The sequence below is a fragment of the Neobacillus sp. NPDC058068 genome, from assembly GCF_042885335.1.
Lineage (GTDB): Bacteria > Bacillota > Bacilli > Bacillales > Cytobacillaceae > Neobacillus.
Map to the genome: position 1 here is coordinate 32,887 of NZ_JBHVSI010000025.1, position 16,490 is coordinate 49,376.

At 39.3% G+C, this 16,490-nt stretch carries 18 protein-coding genes; 14 read left to right on the forward strand and 4 right to left on the reverse strand.

Going from position 1 to position 16,490, the window contains the following annotated elements; genetic code table 11:
- Window positions 1-101: 101 nt before the first annotated feature.
- The gene (locus tag ACFVSW_RS23645) at window positions 102-2,093 is read left to right on the forward strand and encodes an oxidoreductase (RefSeq protein WP_387319069.1); all 1,992 of its coding nucleotides are present in this window, start codon (window positions 102-104) and stop codon (window positions 2,091-2,093) included.
- Between the two features lie 107 nt (window positions 2,094-2,200).
- Entirely contained in the window at window positions 2,201-2,752 is a 552-nt protein-coding gene (locus tag ACFVSW_RS23650) for a YybS family protein (protein ID WP_387319070.1), read from the forward strand.
- A 172-nt stretch (window positions 2,753-2,924) separates the two neighbouring features.
- Here ACFVSW_RS23650 and ACFVSW_RS23655 read toward each other — a convergent pair whose 3' ends face one another.
- Both ACFVSW_RS23655 and ACFVSW_RS23660 read right to left on the reverse strand, forming a co-directional pair.
- Window positions 2,925-3,440: a hypothetical protein gene (locus tag ACFVSW_RS23655; protein WP_387319071.1), complete on the reverse strand. Its 516-nt coding sequence runs from the start codon at window positions 3,438-3,440 to the stop codon at window positions 2,925-2,927.
- A gap of 28 nt (window positions 3,441-3,468) precedes the next feature.
- Window positions 3,469-3,975, reverse strand: coding sequence for a hypothetical protein (locus ACFVSW_RS23660; protein ID WP_387319072.1), 507 nt, complete (start codon window positions 3,973-3,975; stop codon window positions 3,469-3,471).
- A gap of 439 nt (window positions 3,976-4,414) precedes the next feature.
- Between ACFVSW_RS23660 and ACFVSW_RS23665 the strand changes: the two genes are divergently transcribed.
- From ACFVSW_RS23665 to ACFVSW_RS23690, 6 genes are all read left to right on the forward strand, one after another.
- Entirely contained in the window at window positions 4,415-5,599 is a 1,185-nt protein-coding gene (locus ACFVSW_RS23665) for a branched-chain amino acid ABC transporter substrate-binding protein (RefSeq protein ID WP_387319073.1), read from the forward strand.
- A gap of 85 nt (window positions 5,600-5,684) precedes the next feature.
- Window positions 5,685-6,671, forward strand: a complete 987-nt coding sequence (locus ACFVSW_RS23670) for a branched-chain amino acid ABC transporter permease (RefSeq protein ID WP_387319074.1) — start codon at window positions 5,685-5,687, stop codon at window positions 6,669-6,671.
- Between the two features lie 9 nt (window positions 6,672-6,680).
- Window positions 6,681-7,985, forward strand: a complete 1,305-nt coding sequence (locus ACFVSW_RS23675) for a branched-chain amino acid ABC transporter permease (protein ID WP_387319075.1) — start codon at window positions 6,681-6,683, stop codon at window positions 7,983-7,985.
- A 4-nt stretch (window positions 7,986-7,989) separates the two neighbouring features.
- Window positions 7,990-8,766, forward strand: coding sequence for an ABC transporter ATP-binding protein (locus tag ACFVSW_RS23680; protein WP_387319076.1), 777 nt, complete (start codon window positions 7,990-7,992; stop codon window positions 8,764-8,766).
- Between the two features lie 13 nt (window positions 8,767-8,779).
- The gene (locus ACFVSW_RS23685) at window positions 8,780-9,481 is read left to right on the forward strand and encodes an ABC transporter ATP-binding protein (protein WP_387319077.1); all 702 of its coding nucleotides are present in this window, start codon (window positions 8,780-8,782) and stop codon (window positions 9,479-9,481) included.
- Window positions 9,482-9,580: 99 nt separating this feature from the next.
- A complete protein-coding gene (locus tag ACFVSW_RS23690) occupies window positions 9,581-9,688 on the forward strand; it encodes a YjcZ family sporulation protein (RefSeq protein WP_082804931.1) in 108 nt (35 codons plus the stop codon).
- Window positions 9,689-9,877: 189 nt separating this feature from the next.
- Here ACFVSW_RS23690 and ACFVSW_RS23695 read toward each other — a convergent pair whose 3' ends face one another.
- Window positions 9,878-10,216 carry a hypothetical protein gene (locus ACFVSW_RS23695; protein ID WP_387319078.1) on the reverse strand — a complete coding sequence of 113 codons (339 nt, stop codon included), beginning with the start codon at window positions 10,214-10,216 and terminating at the stop codon, window positions 9,878-9,880.
- A 271-nt stretch (window positions 10,217-10,487) separates the two neighbouring features.
- Between ACFVSW_RS23695 and ACFVSW_RS23700 the strand changes: the two genes are divergently transcribed.
- From ACFVSW_RS23700 to ACFVSW_RS23725, 6 genes are all read left to right on the forward strand, one after another.
- Window positions 10,488-10,883, forward strand: a complete 396-nt coding sequence (locus tag ACFVSW_RS23700) for a PepSY domain-containing protein (RefSeq protein ID WP_387319079.1) — start codon at window positions 10,488-10,490, stop codon at window positions 10,881-10,883.
- A 71-nt stretch (window positions 10,884-10,954) separates the two neighbouring features.
- Window positions 10,955-11,404 carry a DUF2680 domain-containing protein gene (locus ACFVSW_RS23705; protein WP_387319080.1) on the forward strand — a complete coding sequence of 150 codons (450 nt, stop codon included), beginning with the start codon at window positions 10,955-10,957 and terminating at the stop codon, window positions 11,402-11,404.
- A 77-nt stretch (window positions 11,405-11,481) separates the two neighbouring features.
- A complete protein-coding gene (locus ACFVSW_RS23710; RefSeq protein ID WP_387319119.1) occupies window positions 11,482-11,859 on the forward strand; it encodes a fluoride efflux transporter FluC in 378 nt (125 codons plus the stop codon).
- A gap of 5 nt (window positions 11,860-11,864) precedes the next feature.
- Complete coding sequence (locus tag ACFVSW_RS23715; protein WP_387319081.1) at window positions 11,865-12,224, forward strand: fluoride efflux transporter FluC; 360 nt, start codon at window positions 11,865-11,867, stop codon at window positions 12,222-12,224.
- Window positions 12,225-12,361: 137 nt separating this feature from the next.
- Window positions 12,362-12,661: a hypothetical protein gene (locus ACFVSW_RS23720; RefSeq protein WP_387319082.1), complete on the forward strand. Its 300-nt coding sequence runs from the start codon at window positions 12,362-12,364 to the stop codon at window positions 12,659-12,661.
- 179 nt (window positions 12,662-12,840) lie between these two features.
- Window positions 12,841-14,457, forward strand: a complete 1,617-nt coding sequence (locus ACFVSW_RS23725; protein ID WP_387319083.1) for an ABC1 kinase family protein — start codon at window positions 12,841-12,843, stop codon at window positions 14,455-14,457.
- 733 nt (window positions 14,458-15,190) lie between these two features.
- Here the strand turns inward: ACFVSW_RS23725 and ACFVSW_RS23730 are convergent.
- The gene (locus ACFVSW_RS23730) at window positions 15,191-16,321 is read right to left on the reverse strand and encodes a polysaccharide deacetylase family protein (protein WP_387319084.1); all 1,131 of its coding nucleotides are present in this window, start codon (window positions 16,319-16,321) and stop codon (window positions 15,191-15,193) included.
- Window positions 16,322-16,490: the final 169 nt, after the last annotated feature.

The window sequence follows — 16,490 nt, forward strand, 5'->3', positions numbered from 1 at the left end:
ACAAAAACTTCTGTCCACTACCATTAAAATAAATATGAGATAAATTTTTCAGTATTATTTGTGAAATTTTTCACAAATAAATATAAAAAGGAGGTTATTAAATGGAATACCCAAACTTATTCAAAGAAGGAAAAATAGGCAATCTAACTTTGAAAAACAGAGTTGTCATGCCCCCAATGGGAACGAATCTAGCTGGTCCTGAAGGGGAAGTCACGAATCATCTAATTGCGTATTATGAAGAAAGGGCAAAGGGTGGGACTGGGTTAATTATTGTTGAATTTACTTGTATCGATTATGAATACGGGAAAGGATTTATTAGGCAATTAAGGCTTGACGATGATCGCTTCATCCCAGGCATACATCGTGTAGCCAATGTGGTACATAATTATGGGGCGAAGGTTTTTGTCCAAATCCATCATGCAGGCAGACAGTCAAACTCTTCGTTAATTAATGGCAAACAAATCGTTGCACCTAGTAACGTTGCCTGTGCTGCAGTAGGTGAAGAACCACGGGAATTAACAACAGCAGAAGTAAAAGAGCTAGTAAATAAATTTGTTCAGACCGCCATCAGATGTAAGCAGGCTGGCATTGATGGCGTTGAAGTTCACGGTGCCCATGGTTATTTAATTAACCAGTTCTTAAGCCCTGAGGCAAATTTACGTACTGATGAATACGGGGGAAGCTTTGAAAATCGAATGAGATTTCTCGAGGAAATCATTATTGGTATTAAAGAAAATTGCGGTAAGGATTACCCTGTTACCGTTCGTCTCAGTGTGGATGAATTTATCGAAGGAGGAATAGATTTAGAGTTAGGGAAGGATATTTCTCGATACTTAGAAAAACTAGGAGTAGATGGACTGCATATTAGTTGTGGAACCTATGACTCTATGGACAAAATAATTGAATCCCCGTTATTTGAACAAGGTTGGAGAGTCTATCTAGCAGAGGAGATAAAAAAAGAAGTAAATATTCCAGTTATCACGGTTGGATCAATTCGTGAACCGCAATTTGTAGAAAATATTTTATCTGAGGGAAGAGCAGACTTTGTGGCCATTGGAAGGGGATTAATCGCTGATCCTGAGTGGGTGAACAAAACCATGGAAGGACGCGATGCTGAAATTAGAAAATGTATTAACTGTCTCCATTGTATACATTCAGCTATGGGTAACTCCCACGTTCTATGTTCTATCAATGCTAGAGCAGGGCGAGAACTAGAGTTTAAGGAACTGCAGCACCTTCCTCCTGATGAAAACCGCCATGTTGTGATCGTTGGCGGTGGTCCAGGTGGAATGGAAGCGGCACGAATTCTCTCATTAAAAGGATATGACGTAACTCTATTTGAAAAGAATAATAAGCTTGGCGGTCAATTGCACCTTGTAACTGACCCAATTTATCGAAAGAAAATGACATGGCATATTGATTACCTCAGCAATGAAATGAAACGTTTAAATATTGATGTCCGTATGAATACAGAGGCTACTGTTGAAGAGATAACATCATTCAATCCATATGCTGTTTTATTGGCAACAGGCGGAAGACCAATGCTCCCACAGGTGGAGGGCAATGATTTAGGTCATGTATATACTTATGAAGACGTAAAATTACAGGAAAAAGTATTTACTAATAGTAAAGTTACAGTTGTAGGAAGTGGTATGATCTGTCATGGAACTACTCGTCGCCTTGCAGAAGCTGGTAATGATGTCACATTTGTAGAAATTCCAACAGAAGCAAGCAAAAGAATTGGAGCTGATACGAGGTTAAGACTTCTAGAGAAGCTTAAACAAGTAAATGTGGGCATTGTGACGGACCACAAATTGGAAAGAGTCCTTCCGAACAGTATTATCGTGGAGGACTTAGTTTCTGGGAAACACTCAGAATTAGAAGCAGAATATATCGTTGTTGCTATGGGTATAGGGGCGTATAACCCATTAGAGGAACCATTAAGGGAACAGATGGAAAATGTGTTTGTATTAGGAGATGCAGTAGGTTATAGCTCCCTTGGTGAGGCTACCCGAGACGGCTTTGAAAAGGCATATTTCCTTGAATCCCTTGTTACACACAACAGGGAAGAAGAGGTGTCGCAAACAGTTTGATTTAGAAAAAAGTAGCAAACGATCATTTTAAACACTTATGTTTGATCTGGAAAAAATTATCATATACTGCTTGCCCATTGCATTTCCTATTATAGGAGGTGTATTGGATGAAAGAACGTTTAGAACACAATCAATCGTACGTAAATAGCCAAAAGGCAGCGGCTGTTCAATATACGAATACAAGGAAATTAGTATTAGGCTCTGTTTTAGCGGCAATTGCTGCTGTTCTTCAGTCAGCCGGAGTTTTTGTTGGATTTGGCTATGCGTTTAGTATCTTGGCTACACTTCCGATTGTCCTTTCAGCAATGATTTCGTTAAGAATTGGCATAATGTCCTATGTCATTACGATTTTATTGTTGGCGATTTTACAGCCGAGTGAGCTATTTGTTTTTCCGTTTACGACCGGATTATTGGGAATTACACTGGGAGCAGCTTTTAAATGGAGGAACCATTGGGTGATGATTTCATTTGTTGGAGGGATTGGATTAACGGTGGGGATTATGATTTTATTATACGGTCTTCAATTTCCAGTTCTGGGACCTTCAGTCTCCCATACCTTTGATTTTAAAATTGCAGCTGTCATCCTTTTATTTTCATGCATTTACAGTTCGATTTGGACGGGTTTGAGTAAAAAGGTTTATAAACTATTATTTCGATAAAAGATTATACCAGTGCTGGGCACGAGTTTCATGAATAATAGTAGTTAAAACACTCATATAAAAACGAAAAAAACTCTGACTATAAAAAATCAGAGTTTTTTTTGACTTTATCAATAAACTAGGGTACCAAGGGGTGCTTCTTGTTCCCCTAAATGCTAGAAGGTATTTCTTGTTAGCCCATTGAAGGTAAAGTAATCGATTGGTTTACTTTTGTTTGAATGGACTGGAAGGTTTCCTTTCCAAAGAACGCATTCGCTTTTTTTGCTATTTCATTTAACATGGCGTCATTTTCTATTAACGCATCGCGGATACGATTTATTATTTGTAGTGCTTTCGGTCCGGTGATGTGCTTGGCGACACGTTCAAGAAGGATTTTCGCATCAACGGAATATTTATGGGCGAAATTGTGACACATGACGATATTCTTCCTGAGCGGCTCAGAATATTCACTGGTAAACGAGCGACGGATACATCCCCTCATCCCAGCATAACCATAAGAAATCTCGGAAGCTGCCCGGTAAAAAAGCACCATTCCATCTGCATGACTGGACTCCGGATGCACCCGCAGTTCAGTTATTAATGAGACTAAACGCTGGATCACTATTTTTGCTTCCTCTGTTTTGTTCCACCATTCCATCAAACGGTCTTGCTCATCTGCACTCATTATCATAGATTGCGAACTAGGCATATTGATTTCCTCCCTTAGTTAGCCCATTCTAAAGCCGGGGGATTGCTTGGATATTCTGGATTCTTGTACGGATGATTTCCCATTCAGGTCCAAGCATGGCCTGACCAAGCCGTATGGCTTCGTTAATCATTTCAGCGATTTGCCCGTTTAACTCTTTGCTTAGTTCAATTAAATAAGAAGTATCAGGCTGTGCCCAGTTTTCAACTAATTCAAAATTAGGGCGTATTTGTTTTTCGCTAATCCGCAGTGTATCAAGGTCAAACACAAGCATTTCCTTCGCAAGAGAAATAGATTCCCCCTGTCGAAGCCGCTTGATTGTTCCTCTCACGGCATCGAAGCCGTAGCCAATGTCCGCTACGGTAGCGTGGTAGGGGTTAAGTCCTGGGGCTGTTCGGATAGATGGAATCGATCGAAAACCCGTGGTAATCGAACAGACAACTTCTTTAGCAGCCATTCCTTTCTTCAATGCAGCATCAATGGCAGTAAGATAAGAATCTCGCTCTTCAGCGTTCAATTCGAAAATAGTAGAATTCATTTAGTTTTCCCCACCTCTTGAACTATTTAATTTGATTCCCGGAAAGGTTGTTATTCCTCTTAATTACTTTAATCATAAATATTCAAAGATATATTGTCCTCATGCCCAGTAATTGAACAAATAGAGGGAATTGAAGAAGCCTAGTGAATTTTCGGAATAATAAAACAATATATAGTCCTACTTCCTGGTTCTGCTAAATATATATGTAAGGGGGCTTGTTTAAAAGAAGGCTGTGTTAAAGCACATTGTTGATACTGAACACAATGTTGATTGGAGTGGAAGGCGCGAGACTCCTGCGGGAGCAGCGGGACAGGTGAGACCCCGCAGGCGCTTTAGCGCCGAGGAGGCTCACCGCCCGCCCCGCGGAAAGCGAAGCGCCTGGAACGGAAATCAACATTCACCTTTAACAGAGCCTAAAAGAAAAATAGGGAGGGTCAACATGAAATTGAAAAAATCTTTAGCATTATTGTTAACAGGAAGCTTGGCGGCAGGGATGATTTTGGCTGGCTGTGGTAGTTCCGGTGGCGATACAAAAGCTTCAAATGTTATTAAAATTGCTACTCAAACACCGCTTTCAGGTGGGAGTGCAACAATTGGGGAAGCGATCAAGTTAGGAGCGCAGCTTAAATTAGAAGAGGAAAAGGAAAAGTTTAAAGACTTAGGCTTTACCTTACAGCTTGTCCCTTATGATGATCAAGGCGATCCGAAAAAAGGCGTAGCCAATGCTCAATTAATAGGCGCAGATAAATCAATCATGGCAGTGGTCGGTCACTTTAACTCTGGTGTCGCAATTCCTTCTTCAGAAGTGTATGAAAAATATGCGATACCGATGGTTTCACCGGCAAACTCAGCGGTAGAAGTCACCTCAAGGGGATTAAAGACCGTCAATCGGATAGTGGCTCGTGATGATTTTCAAGGTCCTGCAGGAGCTGAATTTGCCGTTAATACATTAAAGGCAAAGAAGATTTTTATCGTTCAAGATAAAACAGCCTACGGTACCGGTCTTGCAGAAGCATTCAAGAAAGCTGCTGAAGAAAAAGGAGCCGAAATTCTTGGGTTTGAAGGAATTACCGTCGGAGAAAAAGATTTTAATGGTGTTCTTAACCAAGTGGTGTCGAAGAAACCTGATTTAGTCTTCTTCGGTGGAATCTATGCTGAGGGCGGATTATTAATCAAACAAGCACGTGAAAAAGGCATTAATGTCCCGTTTTTAGGCGGGGATGGAATGGATGCTTCTACACTAGTTGAAATTGCCGGAGATACGATTAAAAATACGTATATTACTTCTCTTGCAGGTGATTCAACAAAAATAGAAGAAGGGAAAAAATTTATCGAAACGTATAAGGCAAAATATAAGAAAGATACAGAGTCTTATTCGGTTTATGGCTACGATACGATGGGTGTGGTTTTAAAGGGGATTGAAGATGCGATTAAAGCCAATAACAATAAAAAGCCAACCCGTGAGCAGGTACGAGATGCCGTCCGCGGAGTGAAAGACTACCAAGGTGTGTTGACAAAAGTCAGCTTTGACGATATCGGCGACAATGATTACGCTAAGGTATTTATTTATAGTTTTAAAGAAGCAAAATATCCAGCAGAATACGTGGACGAGGTTAGTAAATAAGAATGCTGGGGTTGGAAGGGGTATGGCTCATTTAATGGTTGAGTATACCCTTTTTTTCTAAACATTGTGGACAAGGAGGTAATTTATGCTGAACGAAATACTCCAAACAATCCCGCAGGTGGTGATAGACGGGCTTACTTTAGGTGCCGTGTATGCAGTTATTGCGTTAGGGTACACAATGGTTTATGGGATATTGGAATTAATTAACTTTGCTCATGGTGAAATCTTCATGTCAGGTGCTTTTATCGGCACCGCTATCTTGATCATATTAACGGGAATGGGATGGGTTTCAGCGGTGCCGGCTATTGTTATGCTGATCACTGTCCTCTTGATAACCGCTATCCTGACAGGCCTTTTAGGGATGGGGATTGAGAGAATAGCTTACCGGCCATTACGAAATGCCCCACGGCTAATCCCACTCATCACAGCTATTGGTATTTCATTTTTATTACAAGATATTGTGAGATTCATTGCCGAATTACAAAAGGGGAACTATATCGTAACAGGGCCAAATCTTTTTAAAGATCAACTTTCGATTAAAGCTTCATCGATAAGCGCCATTTTTAACGATGCATCGATTAAAACATCTTTTGTGATTGTGCTAGTTACGGCGGTTATTATGATGATTGGTCTAGATTTATTTGTCAATCGAACAAAATGGGGCATGGCGATGCGAGCCGTTGCGCAAGATCGCGAGACCGCTTCCTTAATGACAGTAAATGTAAACAAAGTTATCTCCATCACCTTTTTTATCGGTTCGGCACTTGGCGGAGCAACGGGGGTCCTCTTTGCTGTCCAATATGGAACAATCGATCCTTATATTGGCTTTATCCTTGGATTAAAAGCCTTTACGGCGGCTGTATTAGGCGGGATTGGAAATATTCGCGGAGCCATGCTCGGCGGTTTACTGCTGGGGTTATTGGAAATGTTTGCTTCTGCTAATTTAACCCTGTTATCAGGCGGCGTATTTGGCGCCGAATACAAAGATGTCTTTGCCTTTGCTATCTTGATTATTGTATTACTTTTTAAACCGGAGGGCTTATTAGGCAAACCGGTCACTGAGAAAGTGTAGGTGAGAAGAGTGAAATCTCTATGGAAAAAATATAAACAAAATAAACTTGCGCAGGGTATCCTTCTCCTCATATACATTGGCATCACATCACTAAGTCTATTTATGGCACAAAAATCAGTCACGGCGTTCCTTCTGCTATTATCGTCGCTGCTACTATTATATTTTACAAATTTCAAGAATCTCACAAAGTGGTTCATTGCGGGAATCGTGCTAGTGTTTTTACTTCCCTTTACCGCAAGTAATGGAGACGCCTATCAATCCTATATGGAAGTGGCGACACTTGTTGGAATCTATATTTCTATGGCTCTGGGGTTAAATATTGTAGTGGGAATGGCAGGTCTTTTGGACTTAGGATTTATCGCCTTCTTCGCCGTTGGTGCGTACACTTATGGTATTTTTTCTACAGTCCAAGCATCCAATTTTATGCCTTTTGGAACGTTTCCGCTTTCAGGTGAAAGCTTTTGGCTGTTTATTTTAATCGGCTGCTTTGTCGCTGCTTTATTTGGAATACTCCTTGGCATCCCTGTCCTCCGGGTGAAAGGCGATTATTTAGCGATCGTTACCTTAGGTTTTGGCGAGATCATAAGAATTATTTTTAATAATCTGGACCGGCCGGTTAATATTACGAATGGTGCCATGGGGATTCCCTCGGTTACTCCACCCCGATTGTTTGGCATTGATTTTCTATATCCAAGCCAATTTTATTACATTGTCCTTGTGATCTTATTATTTACTATTTTTACGGTACGCCGTTTTGAGCATTCAAAAATCGGCCGTTCGTGGAAAGCGGTCAGGGAAAATGAAATAGCAGCTCAAGCAATGGGAGTACCATTAGTCCGGACAAAACTAATGGCATTTGCGATTGGCGCTTCCTTTTCAGGGATGATGGGTGTCGTTTTTGCTGCAAAACAAGCCTTTGTCGATCCGACCAGCTTTACGCTCTTAGAGTCGATTACGATTTTGGTCATGGTCATCTTGGGCGGCATGGGCAGTGTACCAGGCGTCATTCTCGGTGCTGCGGTGATGACCATCCTCAATCTTCAGGTGTTAACAGAAGTGACCAATTGGTTGAATCAACTAAATTCGACGGGGGCTTTTTCCATTCCAGACGCGCTATCGCCTTCTAAAATGCAGCGGCTTATTTTCGGCCTGCTCCTAATCCTGTTTGCTTTATATCGACCCAAAGGACTCTTGCCCGCAAAAAACCATGTCTATAATGAAAAGGAATTACAAGAAGGAAGCGCGAAGGAAAATGAGGGGAATCTGGAAGTTATGCCTGAACATTCGCAAATCGAGAAAGCTCAGGAGGTTTAGTTGCATGTCTATTTTAGAAGTTCAAAATCTAACGAAGAAATTTGGCGGGATTACAGCCAATCAAGATGTATCGATGACAGTGGAAAAAAACTCAATAACAGCCGTTATCGGACCGAATGGGGCTGGAAAAACAACATTTTTTAATATGATTACAGGGGTGTATCAGCCAACCTCAGGGACGATTTTGCTTAATAATGAAAAATTGAACGGTTTAAAACCCCATGAAGTTTCCAAAAAAGGAATCGCAAGAACCTTTCAAAATATCCGCTTGTTTAGTGAAATGTCCGTACTTGAAAATGTGCTTGTTGGCATGCATACCCATATAAAAGCAGGTCTTATCGGTATTTTATTTAATCTTCCAGCCATTCGGAGGGAAGAGAAAGCTTCCGAAGTGAAAGCGTACCAATTATTAGAATATGTGGGACTGGCCCCGCTTTTAAATGAAAAAGCATGTAATTTAAGCTACGGGGCGCAGCGAAGGCTGGAAATTGCAAGAGCTCTTGCCGCAAAACCAAAGGTCTTATTATTAGACGAGCCGGCGGCAGGTATGAATCCAAAAGAAACAAACGAGCTTACGCTGTTGATTAAGAAAATGAGGCAGGAGTACAATCTTACTATTATTTTAATTGAACATGATATGAAGCTTGTGATGGAAATCTCTGAACATATTGTTGTATTGGATCACGGAGAAAAAATTGCCGAAGGAAAGCCCGAAGACATTCGCAATAATCCAAATGTGATTGAAGCATACCTAGGATCGGGTGCTGTTCAGGCAGGATAGGAGGGGCGGATTGATGCTCCAATTAAACAATGTTGAAACCTTTTATGGTGGAATTCAGGCGTTAAAATCTATCGACGTGGCAGTGGATAAGGGGGAAATTGTCACGCTAATTGGCAGTAATGGGGCTGGCAAATCGACCACTTTAAAATCAATAAGCGGTCTTGTGAAAGTAAAAACGGGGAATATTGTTTATAATGGACAAGAAATTTCAAACAAACCGGCACATGAGGTGACGCTTTTGGGCATTGCACATGTTCCTGAAGGCAGAAGGATTTTCCCAAAGCTTACCGTCAAGGAAAACCTGCTCATTGGCGCATTTTCTGTGAAAAATAAACAGGTCATTCATGAGAGAATGGAAAAGGTTTTTCACAATTTTCCTAAACTAAAAAGCAGGCTTGAACAAAAGGGCGGTACGATGAGTGGCGGCGAGCAGCAAATGCTTGCCATCGGAAGAGCACTCATGATGAAGCCTGATTTATTAATGCTTGATGAGCCTTCGATGGGACTCGCGCCTATTATTGTTGAACAAATTTTTGAAATCATAAAGGAACTGAACCAAGAAGGGATAACCATCTTACTTGTGGAGCAGAATGCGTATCAAGCATTGCAAATTGCCGATAGGGGCTATGTGATTCAAACGGGAGAAATTCGTCTGCATGGAAAGGGCCATGATTTGATTAAAAATGAAGAAGTCCGCGATGCTTACTTAGCATAATGCCATTTTGCCATTTTTTCTACCCAAAAATATATCCACACCCACACAAAGAAGATTCTTTTACATAAGATATTCAGAATCAACTAGGAGGTGGATTAAATGGATGGTGCAGCAGGCTTTGGTGGTGGCTTTGCCTTAGTTGTAGTTTTATTCATTTTGCTAATAATCATCGGTGCAAGCTTTATCGGTGGTGGCTGTTTTTATTAAATGACCAACTCGTTTATTTAAATTTAAGCCGAATAGGGATTGCATCTGGCAATCCCTGTTTTCTTTCTGCCTAAGAAAATGACTTATTTTCTGTAATCTCCTTTTATGGTATGCAAAAGTTGTCCAATGGTTATAGGTAAATTGATTATGATTTCAAAATATCTATAAAGTGGTATGAGCATTCTTGCTTTAGTCATCTGTTTGTATAATCCGGATCTTCCCAGTTGAATGATACTTAAAATAGTTGAAAACCTCCAGCTGATATCCCGTATCGCTAGGAATAGAAAAAGTGTGAACAAACTCACCTTCAGCATGGTCGCCATAGAAAATGACGCTGTCAAAGTATTGAATGGACGTTCCGAGGTTACTCATTTTTACAATGGAATACTTAATCGGCCATAAGTGATTGTGTGTAATTTGCGACCCCGTTATGGTAATCGATTTATTTTCTATTGCAAACTTTGAACTAAAGAAAAAAGGAGTATCAATCCCAAGTCCCCAGTTTATATACCCCTGGTCTTTCCTCACCAGCTTTTTTAACCTCCAAAGCTGGAGCCTTTCGTTCATTTTTCGGAAATATTGGTCCAAGGAACCAAAAAACCCTTTTATCCCATTATTCTCGCACCCTCTTTAGATAATTGCCTTACTGTATTATTTGCAACATGACATGGAATGGCAACGGCATTACCCTAGCTTGTCAGCTTTTTTTGGACAAATTCTCTTTACAAGTTCTTTTAAAAAAAAGAATAAGTTTTTCACTCCTGCGCAAGCTAATAAAAAAATAAAGGAGTGTGAGGATTTGAAAAAATTAATCATGTTACTAACTTTACTAATCCCAATCAGCTTTACTGCTCTTGGGCATGTCAACGCCAGTCAGTTATTAGAAGCAAAGGCGAATCGAATTACCGAAAAGGAAGCAGGAGAAATCGCTTTAAAAAAGGTAAAAGGTGAAATTATCTCAGTAAAATTAGAAGTAGACGATGGAAAAGAGCAATATGAAGTAAAGATTAAACATGCAGGGGCTTTTTATGAAGTAGAAATTGACGCAAAGACTGGTCAGGTTTTAGAAGTTGAGAAAGAAGGTTCACATCGTGGTGATGATGACCGCCATGGGGACGATGACGGACATGATGATGATGACCGCCATGGCGAAGATGACGGCCATCATGGGGATGACGACCATTTAGATGATTAACAGTAATTCTCTTAAAGTTGCATGTCAAATTTGATGTGCAACTTTCTAAATTGTGTTAAAGGAGAAATTGGATGGTAAAAAAATGTGGGTTTATCCTATTTTTTTTCATTAGCTATTTAACAGCCGTCGTACCTTCCTTTGCAGAGTTTGATAATAAAGAAAAGCAAGACTCAACAAAGAACCTGCAAGATTGGGAGGTAATAGATAATGAGGGGTTCTTAGAACCGTTTAAAATGCATCAAGGGAATATTGACTCAGATTTGGATTGCACCAAAAATATTCGCTATACGGTAGCGCAAAAAAAACGTCTTGATCAAATTTATCATCGGATTTACATGGATTATATTGACCTGATCGAAACCTACGCCTGGGCCGGGGCAATGACACAGGATCAAAAACTGATCCGCTATAAAATGTTAAGAAACTACATTCTTACTTTCGCGAAAAGAAATTACAAATGGTGCAGTGAATATGAAGAGGATGAGTGGGAAGAAGAGTGGTTTAATAGTGATAATGATTAAAAGTCATCCATTACAATATTTTATACCATCTAAGCATTTCTTTGTTTTAAAAGAATATATTAGGTTAAAAAGAAGTGATGAAAATGGTATATGTTGCTGTTGGCATTGGAGGAGTGGTTGGTGCCATTACACGATTTCTTTTAGATTCTTTGGTTTCTCGTACGGTCCTTCCTCCTTCTTCAGGAATCCTGATTGTTAATCTTTTAGGATGTTTTATCATTGGTTTTTTCTTAGCATTAAAACACACTCGTTTCTCTGCCATAATCCGGATTGGATTTGTAACAGGATTTGTCGGTTCCTTCACTACCTTTTCCTCTTTTAGCTTGAAAGCGTTAGAGTTATTTATGAAATGGGGAATCCGGACAAGCCTTCTTTACATTACGCTTACAATTATTGGCGGATTTTGTTTTGTTCATATAGGACAATCAGTTGCCACGAAAGTAGAGGAAGGGTAACCAATATGGTTAAAACACTTCTGGTTATCGGGGCAGGAGGATTTCTTGGGGCCATCTTTCGCTATTATCTTAGTAATATTTTTTCCAAATGGACGATTTTTTCAATACCAACAGGTACATACATCATCAATGTTTCCGGGTCTTTGGCGATTGGATTCATTTACGGTGCTAATTATTTTTCAGATAGTCAAATTAATTTCTTATCTATCGGTTTTCTCGGAGCATTTACAACGTTCTCTACCTTTAATTATGAATTACTTCAATTAATTGAAGGGAAAAAGAATCTCCAATTTTTTGTATACGGTGCTATGATGTACGTCTCCAATTTACTGGCATGTTTTTGGGGATATTGGTGGGGAAAATAACTGAAAGAAAAGCAGGTTTCCTAGAAAGTCTAGGAAACCTATTTAATTTATAAAAAAGTGACTGTGTTTTAATTTTTTTGCAGGAAACGCTTTCATATTTGTCGAAATATAGGACCATAGAATGGGAGGTTTTGATAATGAGTTTGCAGATGGTTCATTCGATAACTATGATTGTTACTGATAAAAAATCTTGTCTCCTTTGCAGTAAAGAATTTGAGTATGCTGCAATCGTTAGTGGAGAGGAAATAGAAGATCTCCGGTCAATACATGACGGAAAAGTGGTTACCGATCAAGTGGTTATTCTTAAAAAGAGTTTTGCCAATTATAATAAGCTACAAATTGTTGATGTAGAGATTACCGCTAGATGTCCTTATTGTCATTCTAACAATCGATTTAATCGGTTTGTAACTTTAGATAATTCCAATAATGAATCGTAAACTGTGAAAGTAGTGCTTAAAAAAAGATTGCAAATTGATGATTGCAATCTTATTTGTTTGAAAGGGCGGCTCGGCTCAAAAACGAATCAGCTTTGAAAATTTTTATTAATGTATGTCTATAATTAATTTCTCATAATTTTTTCCATTTATTCAATGAGGAACCTGCAGGGGGCTAAATGATGAAAGGGAAGTATAAATGGTTACGGATGTGGAGGATATTATCTTTTGCATTTTCTGTTTTTATTCGAGTGTATTGGTATCGAATCTTTAAAAAATCACAATCGGAACGGGAAAAGCTTTGGGGGAATATTGGACAGGAATTTCGTCAAACTTTATTTGAGTTAGAGGGATTATTAATCAAGGTTGGGCAATTTTTAAGTATTCGGGCCGATTTGCTTCCAGCTAGTTTTATTAATCAAATTCAGGATTTAGTTGACCAAGTACCGGCCTCTCCTTGGGAAGAAATTAGCCTCGTATTGGAAAGGGAATGGGGAGGGCCAATTGATGACATTTTGGCTTCAATTGACACAAAAGTAGTGGCTTCCGCATCCATTGGAGAAGTTTACCGCGGCAAATTAAAGGACGGAACCACAGTGGCGGTAAAGGTGCAGCGTCCAGAGATCCGGTCAATTATCCGAACTGATTTTCGTTCATTGGCCATTATTATTTGGTTTGCGGATCACTTTGCCCCTGTTCCTAAAGGGTTTATCAATTTTAAAATGTTGTTCCAAGAGTTAAAAACGGTGATTGAAAGAGAAGTAGATTTTATGAAAGAAATGGAAACCGTTATTCATTTCCGGCAGCGGTTCCAGGCCTTTCCCAAGCTTCATATCCCAAAGGTGTATCCTGAACTTTGTACATCAAAGGTGATGGTGTTGGAATGGGTTGAAGCGGTTAGAATTACCGAGGTAGATTTTTTAGATCGCTTTTCGATTGATAGGGTGGAATTATCACAGCGGTTATTTCGATTATTCATTCCCCAATGGTTAGAGGCAGGGGTTTTTCATGCGGACCCACATGCAGGAAATGTCATGATAAAGTCGGATGGTACCCTTGTCCTGCTTGATTTTGGGATGGTGGGTGAAATTTCTAAAAAGGATGCTATGAATTTTCAAGATTTAATCCAAGCAATATTTGCAAAAAATTATTCCTTGGCAGTAAAAGTATTGATGGATTTGGGCTTTTTTCTTCCAGATGCAAACTCAAAAACGATAGAACCACTACTGAAAGAAGCCCTTTCCATTGATTTTAACCAGCTGAAAGAAATGGATCTTTTTCAAGTGAAAAGGGATCTTAACGAGATGATTAAATCGCTGCCAATCCAAGTGCCAACACGGTTTGTTTTCTTGGGACGTTCATTTGTAACCGTTGAGGGGATGCTCTATACCATTAACCCGAATCAAGAATTTTTGGAGATTGCAAAACCTGCGTTTATCGATTGGTTAAAACAAGGTAATCAAAATAATTGGAAGCTGCTAGTGAAATGGGTCCAAGCACAGCCCGTTTTTCAAATCTTTCATTCTATTACTGATTTACTAGAAACGCCAAAACGGCTCCTTGAGCAAAAAGAAAGGCAGCAGCAAAGGGAGTTTTATTTTTCAATTTTTGAAAATCAAAAAAAGCAGTCGTTTTTCTTGGGTGTACTAGGAATAGCAGGCGGCTTTTCCGGACTCTATATGAATGCTCCGCTAATTTTGCAAATCTCTGCAGGCATCGTGGGCATTTCAGTCATTTTCTATGTGGTATGCAGTGTGAGGCAAAAAAAATGGCTGAAGAATTATGAAAAGAAGAATTAAGAAAAATAAAGATGTTATTGGTGCCCGAAACGGTGGGGAAAGATGGAAAGCGGTCACTAATGAGGCTGTTGGTGACCGGAAAATTTAATAATATTCTTTATTGTGCCCGTGAAGACAGTTTTTCTCCTTGGATGGTCACAATTAATTTTTTTATGCTTTTAAAACCACTTTTTTCCTCTCCTGCCAACCATAAAAGAGTGGACCCTCACGGACGCAGATGAGGAATCAGCATGGTTTGATAAATAAGCGGAGAAATTTCTCTTAATTAGGAAATAGCACTGAAAATAGCTTAAATAGACGGAAAGATTCCGACTATTGACTCAAAAAACGTGGAAATGGGTAATTTTGCTTTGCTTAATCGGAAAACCTCCGCTTATTTACCCCAAATCAAGCTCTATTCTGCGGACTAACCGGAAAATCTCCGCTTATTTTAAATATCACTGGTTACTCAATTAAGGATAAGACTTCATCTTAACTTATATATACAATTGTGTAGCATTTTTTGTAAGACAAATTGAGGGTAAAATTGTAGAGGTACAACAGCCATTGTACCCCTACAATTTGGGGTGCATTTTCCACAAATTTTTATGTAATTTCGTCACAAATGGCTTTACCCCAATAAAAAATGAGTGTCAATTTCATTTGCAAATTGGCACTCATTTTAACTTACATTTTTAATGTTTGTGATAGGAAACGGAACCCGTGACTCAATCAGTCACCTTTTGCAAAGTTACTACCTAGGTTCAACCATAGCGGCGAATTGATTGATGGTTGTGGAGTTGGATATTCGCACTCGGCGCATACGCAGGAATTCATCGGATTCGCCTTTTTCGATAAATTGTCCTGGCTTAGTTGTAGTTGCAAATTTGTAATACTTTTTCGTTTCCTCAACGACCTGATCATTGAAATGGCCAAATGGGTAGGCAATCGCAATGACAGGCTTACCAGTAATTTGCTCGATTTTTTCCTTTGATGCATCCAATTCTTGCTCATAATTCGTTATTTCAGGCAGATCTGCATGTGACATTGTGTGGGATTGGATTGAGAAAATCCCTGAATTCATCATTTCTTTTATATCCTCAGTTGACAGTCGGTAGGGACCGCTGTCAATCGAGCCTGCGATGACATATTCAGTAGCTGCAGGCTGAAACTGGTCATCTTTCAATTCTTGAAGAATTCGAAAGGCATTTAGGTTATTTTTCATGCCGTCATCGAAAGTGACGAGTATCGGTTTATTTACTTTATTGACTTCATCCCAGCGTTCAAATGTGAGAAGAGTGTAGCCCTTATCTTTTAAATAGCTCATTTGTGCTTCAAAATTAGCGGGGGTAACGAATAAATCCTTTAATCCCACACCTTTATATTCATCAATCGCATGATACATCAGAATGGGCACATGCTGTTGAAACGTCAAAGTTGATTTTGCAAGCAGTACTTGAGATCCATCTTCATTTACCTCGTATGCCTCAACCTGATACTCACCCCGAGATCCAGAAAATTCTTTTATATCAAATAAGAACGAAAAGTCGTTTTCTTTTTGAGTGGATGGGAACATCTTTATACTTTCTTTACCATCTGCAGTTCGCCATATTTGGTAATTGATTTCGGAAACATCGCTCTTTCTTTCTATTGTTGAAAGGACTGCATGAGTAGAATCAAAAGCAATCGGGCTAATGGCAATAGTGGCTTGGGGCTCAAAAACGGGAATTTTTTTAATCTGTGGCGATACCTTGCTCATTTTCATCGTTATTTTTGAATTTGCTGCAGGCAGATTTTCTTGAAGACTGCTCGCATTTGCTTCCTTTAAACTGCAGCCGGATAATAGTAATGTGAAAATAAGAGCAAAATATAGTAGTTTCTGCATTTTATCCATCCTTGAATTATAGTAATCTCGGACAATATCATACCATTTGCCGATGGGGAAGAAAAGATAATTTACGGTGCCTGACACCATATGTTTAATAATAATAGTTTGCATTTATTTCTTAACAGTAATGTGCTGTAATTTTTGTATCCTTTTGTAATAATTGCCA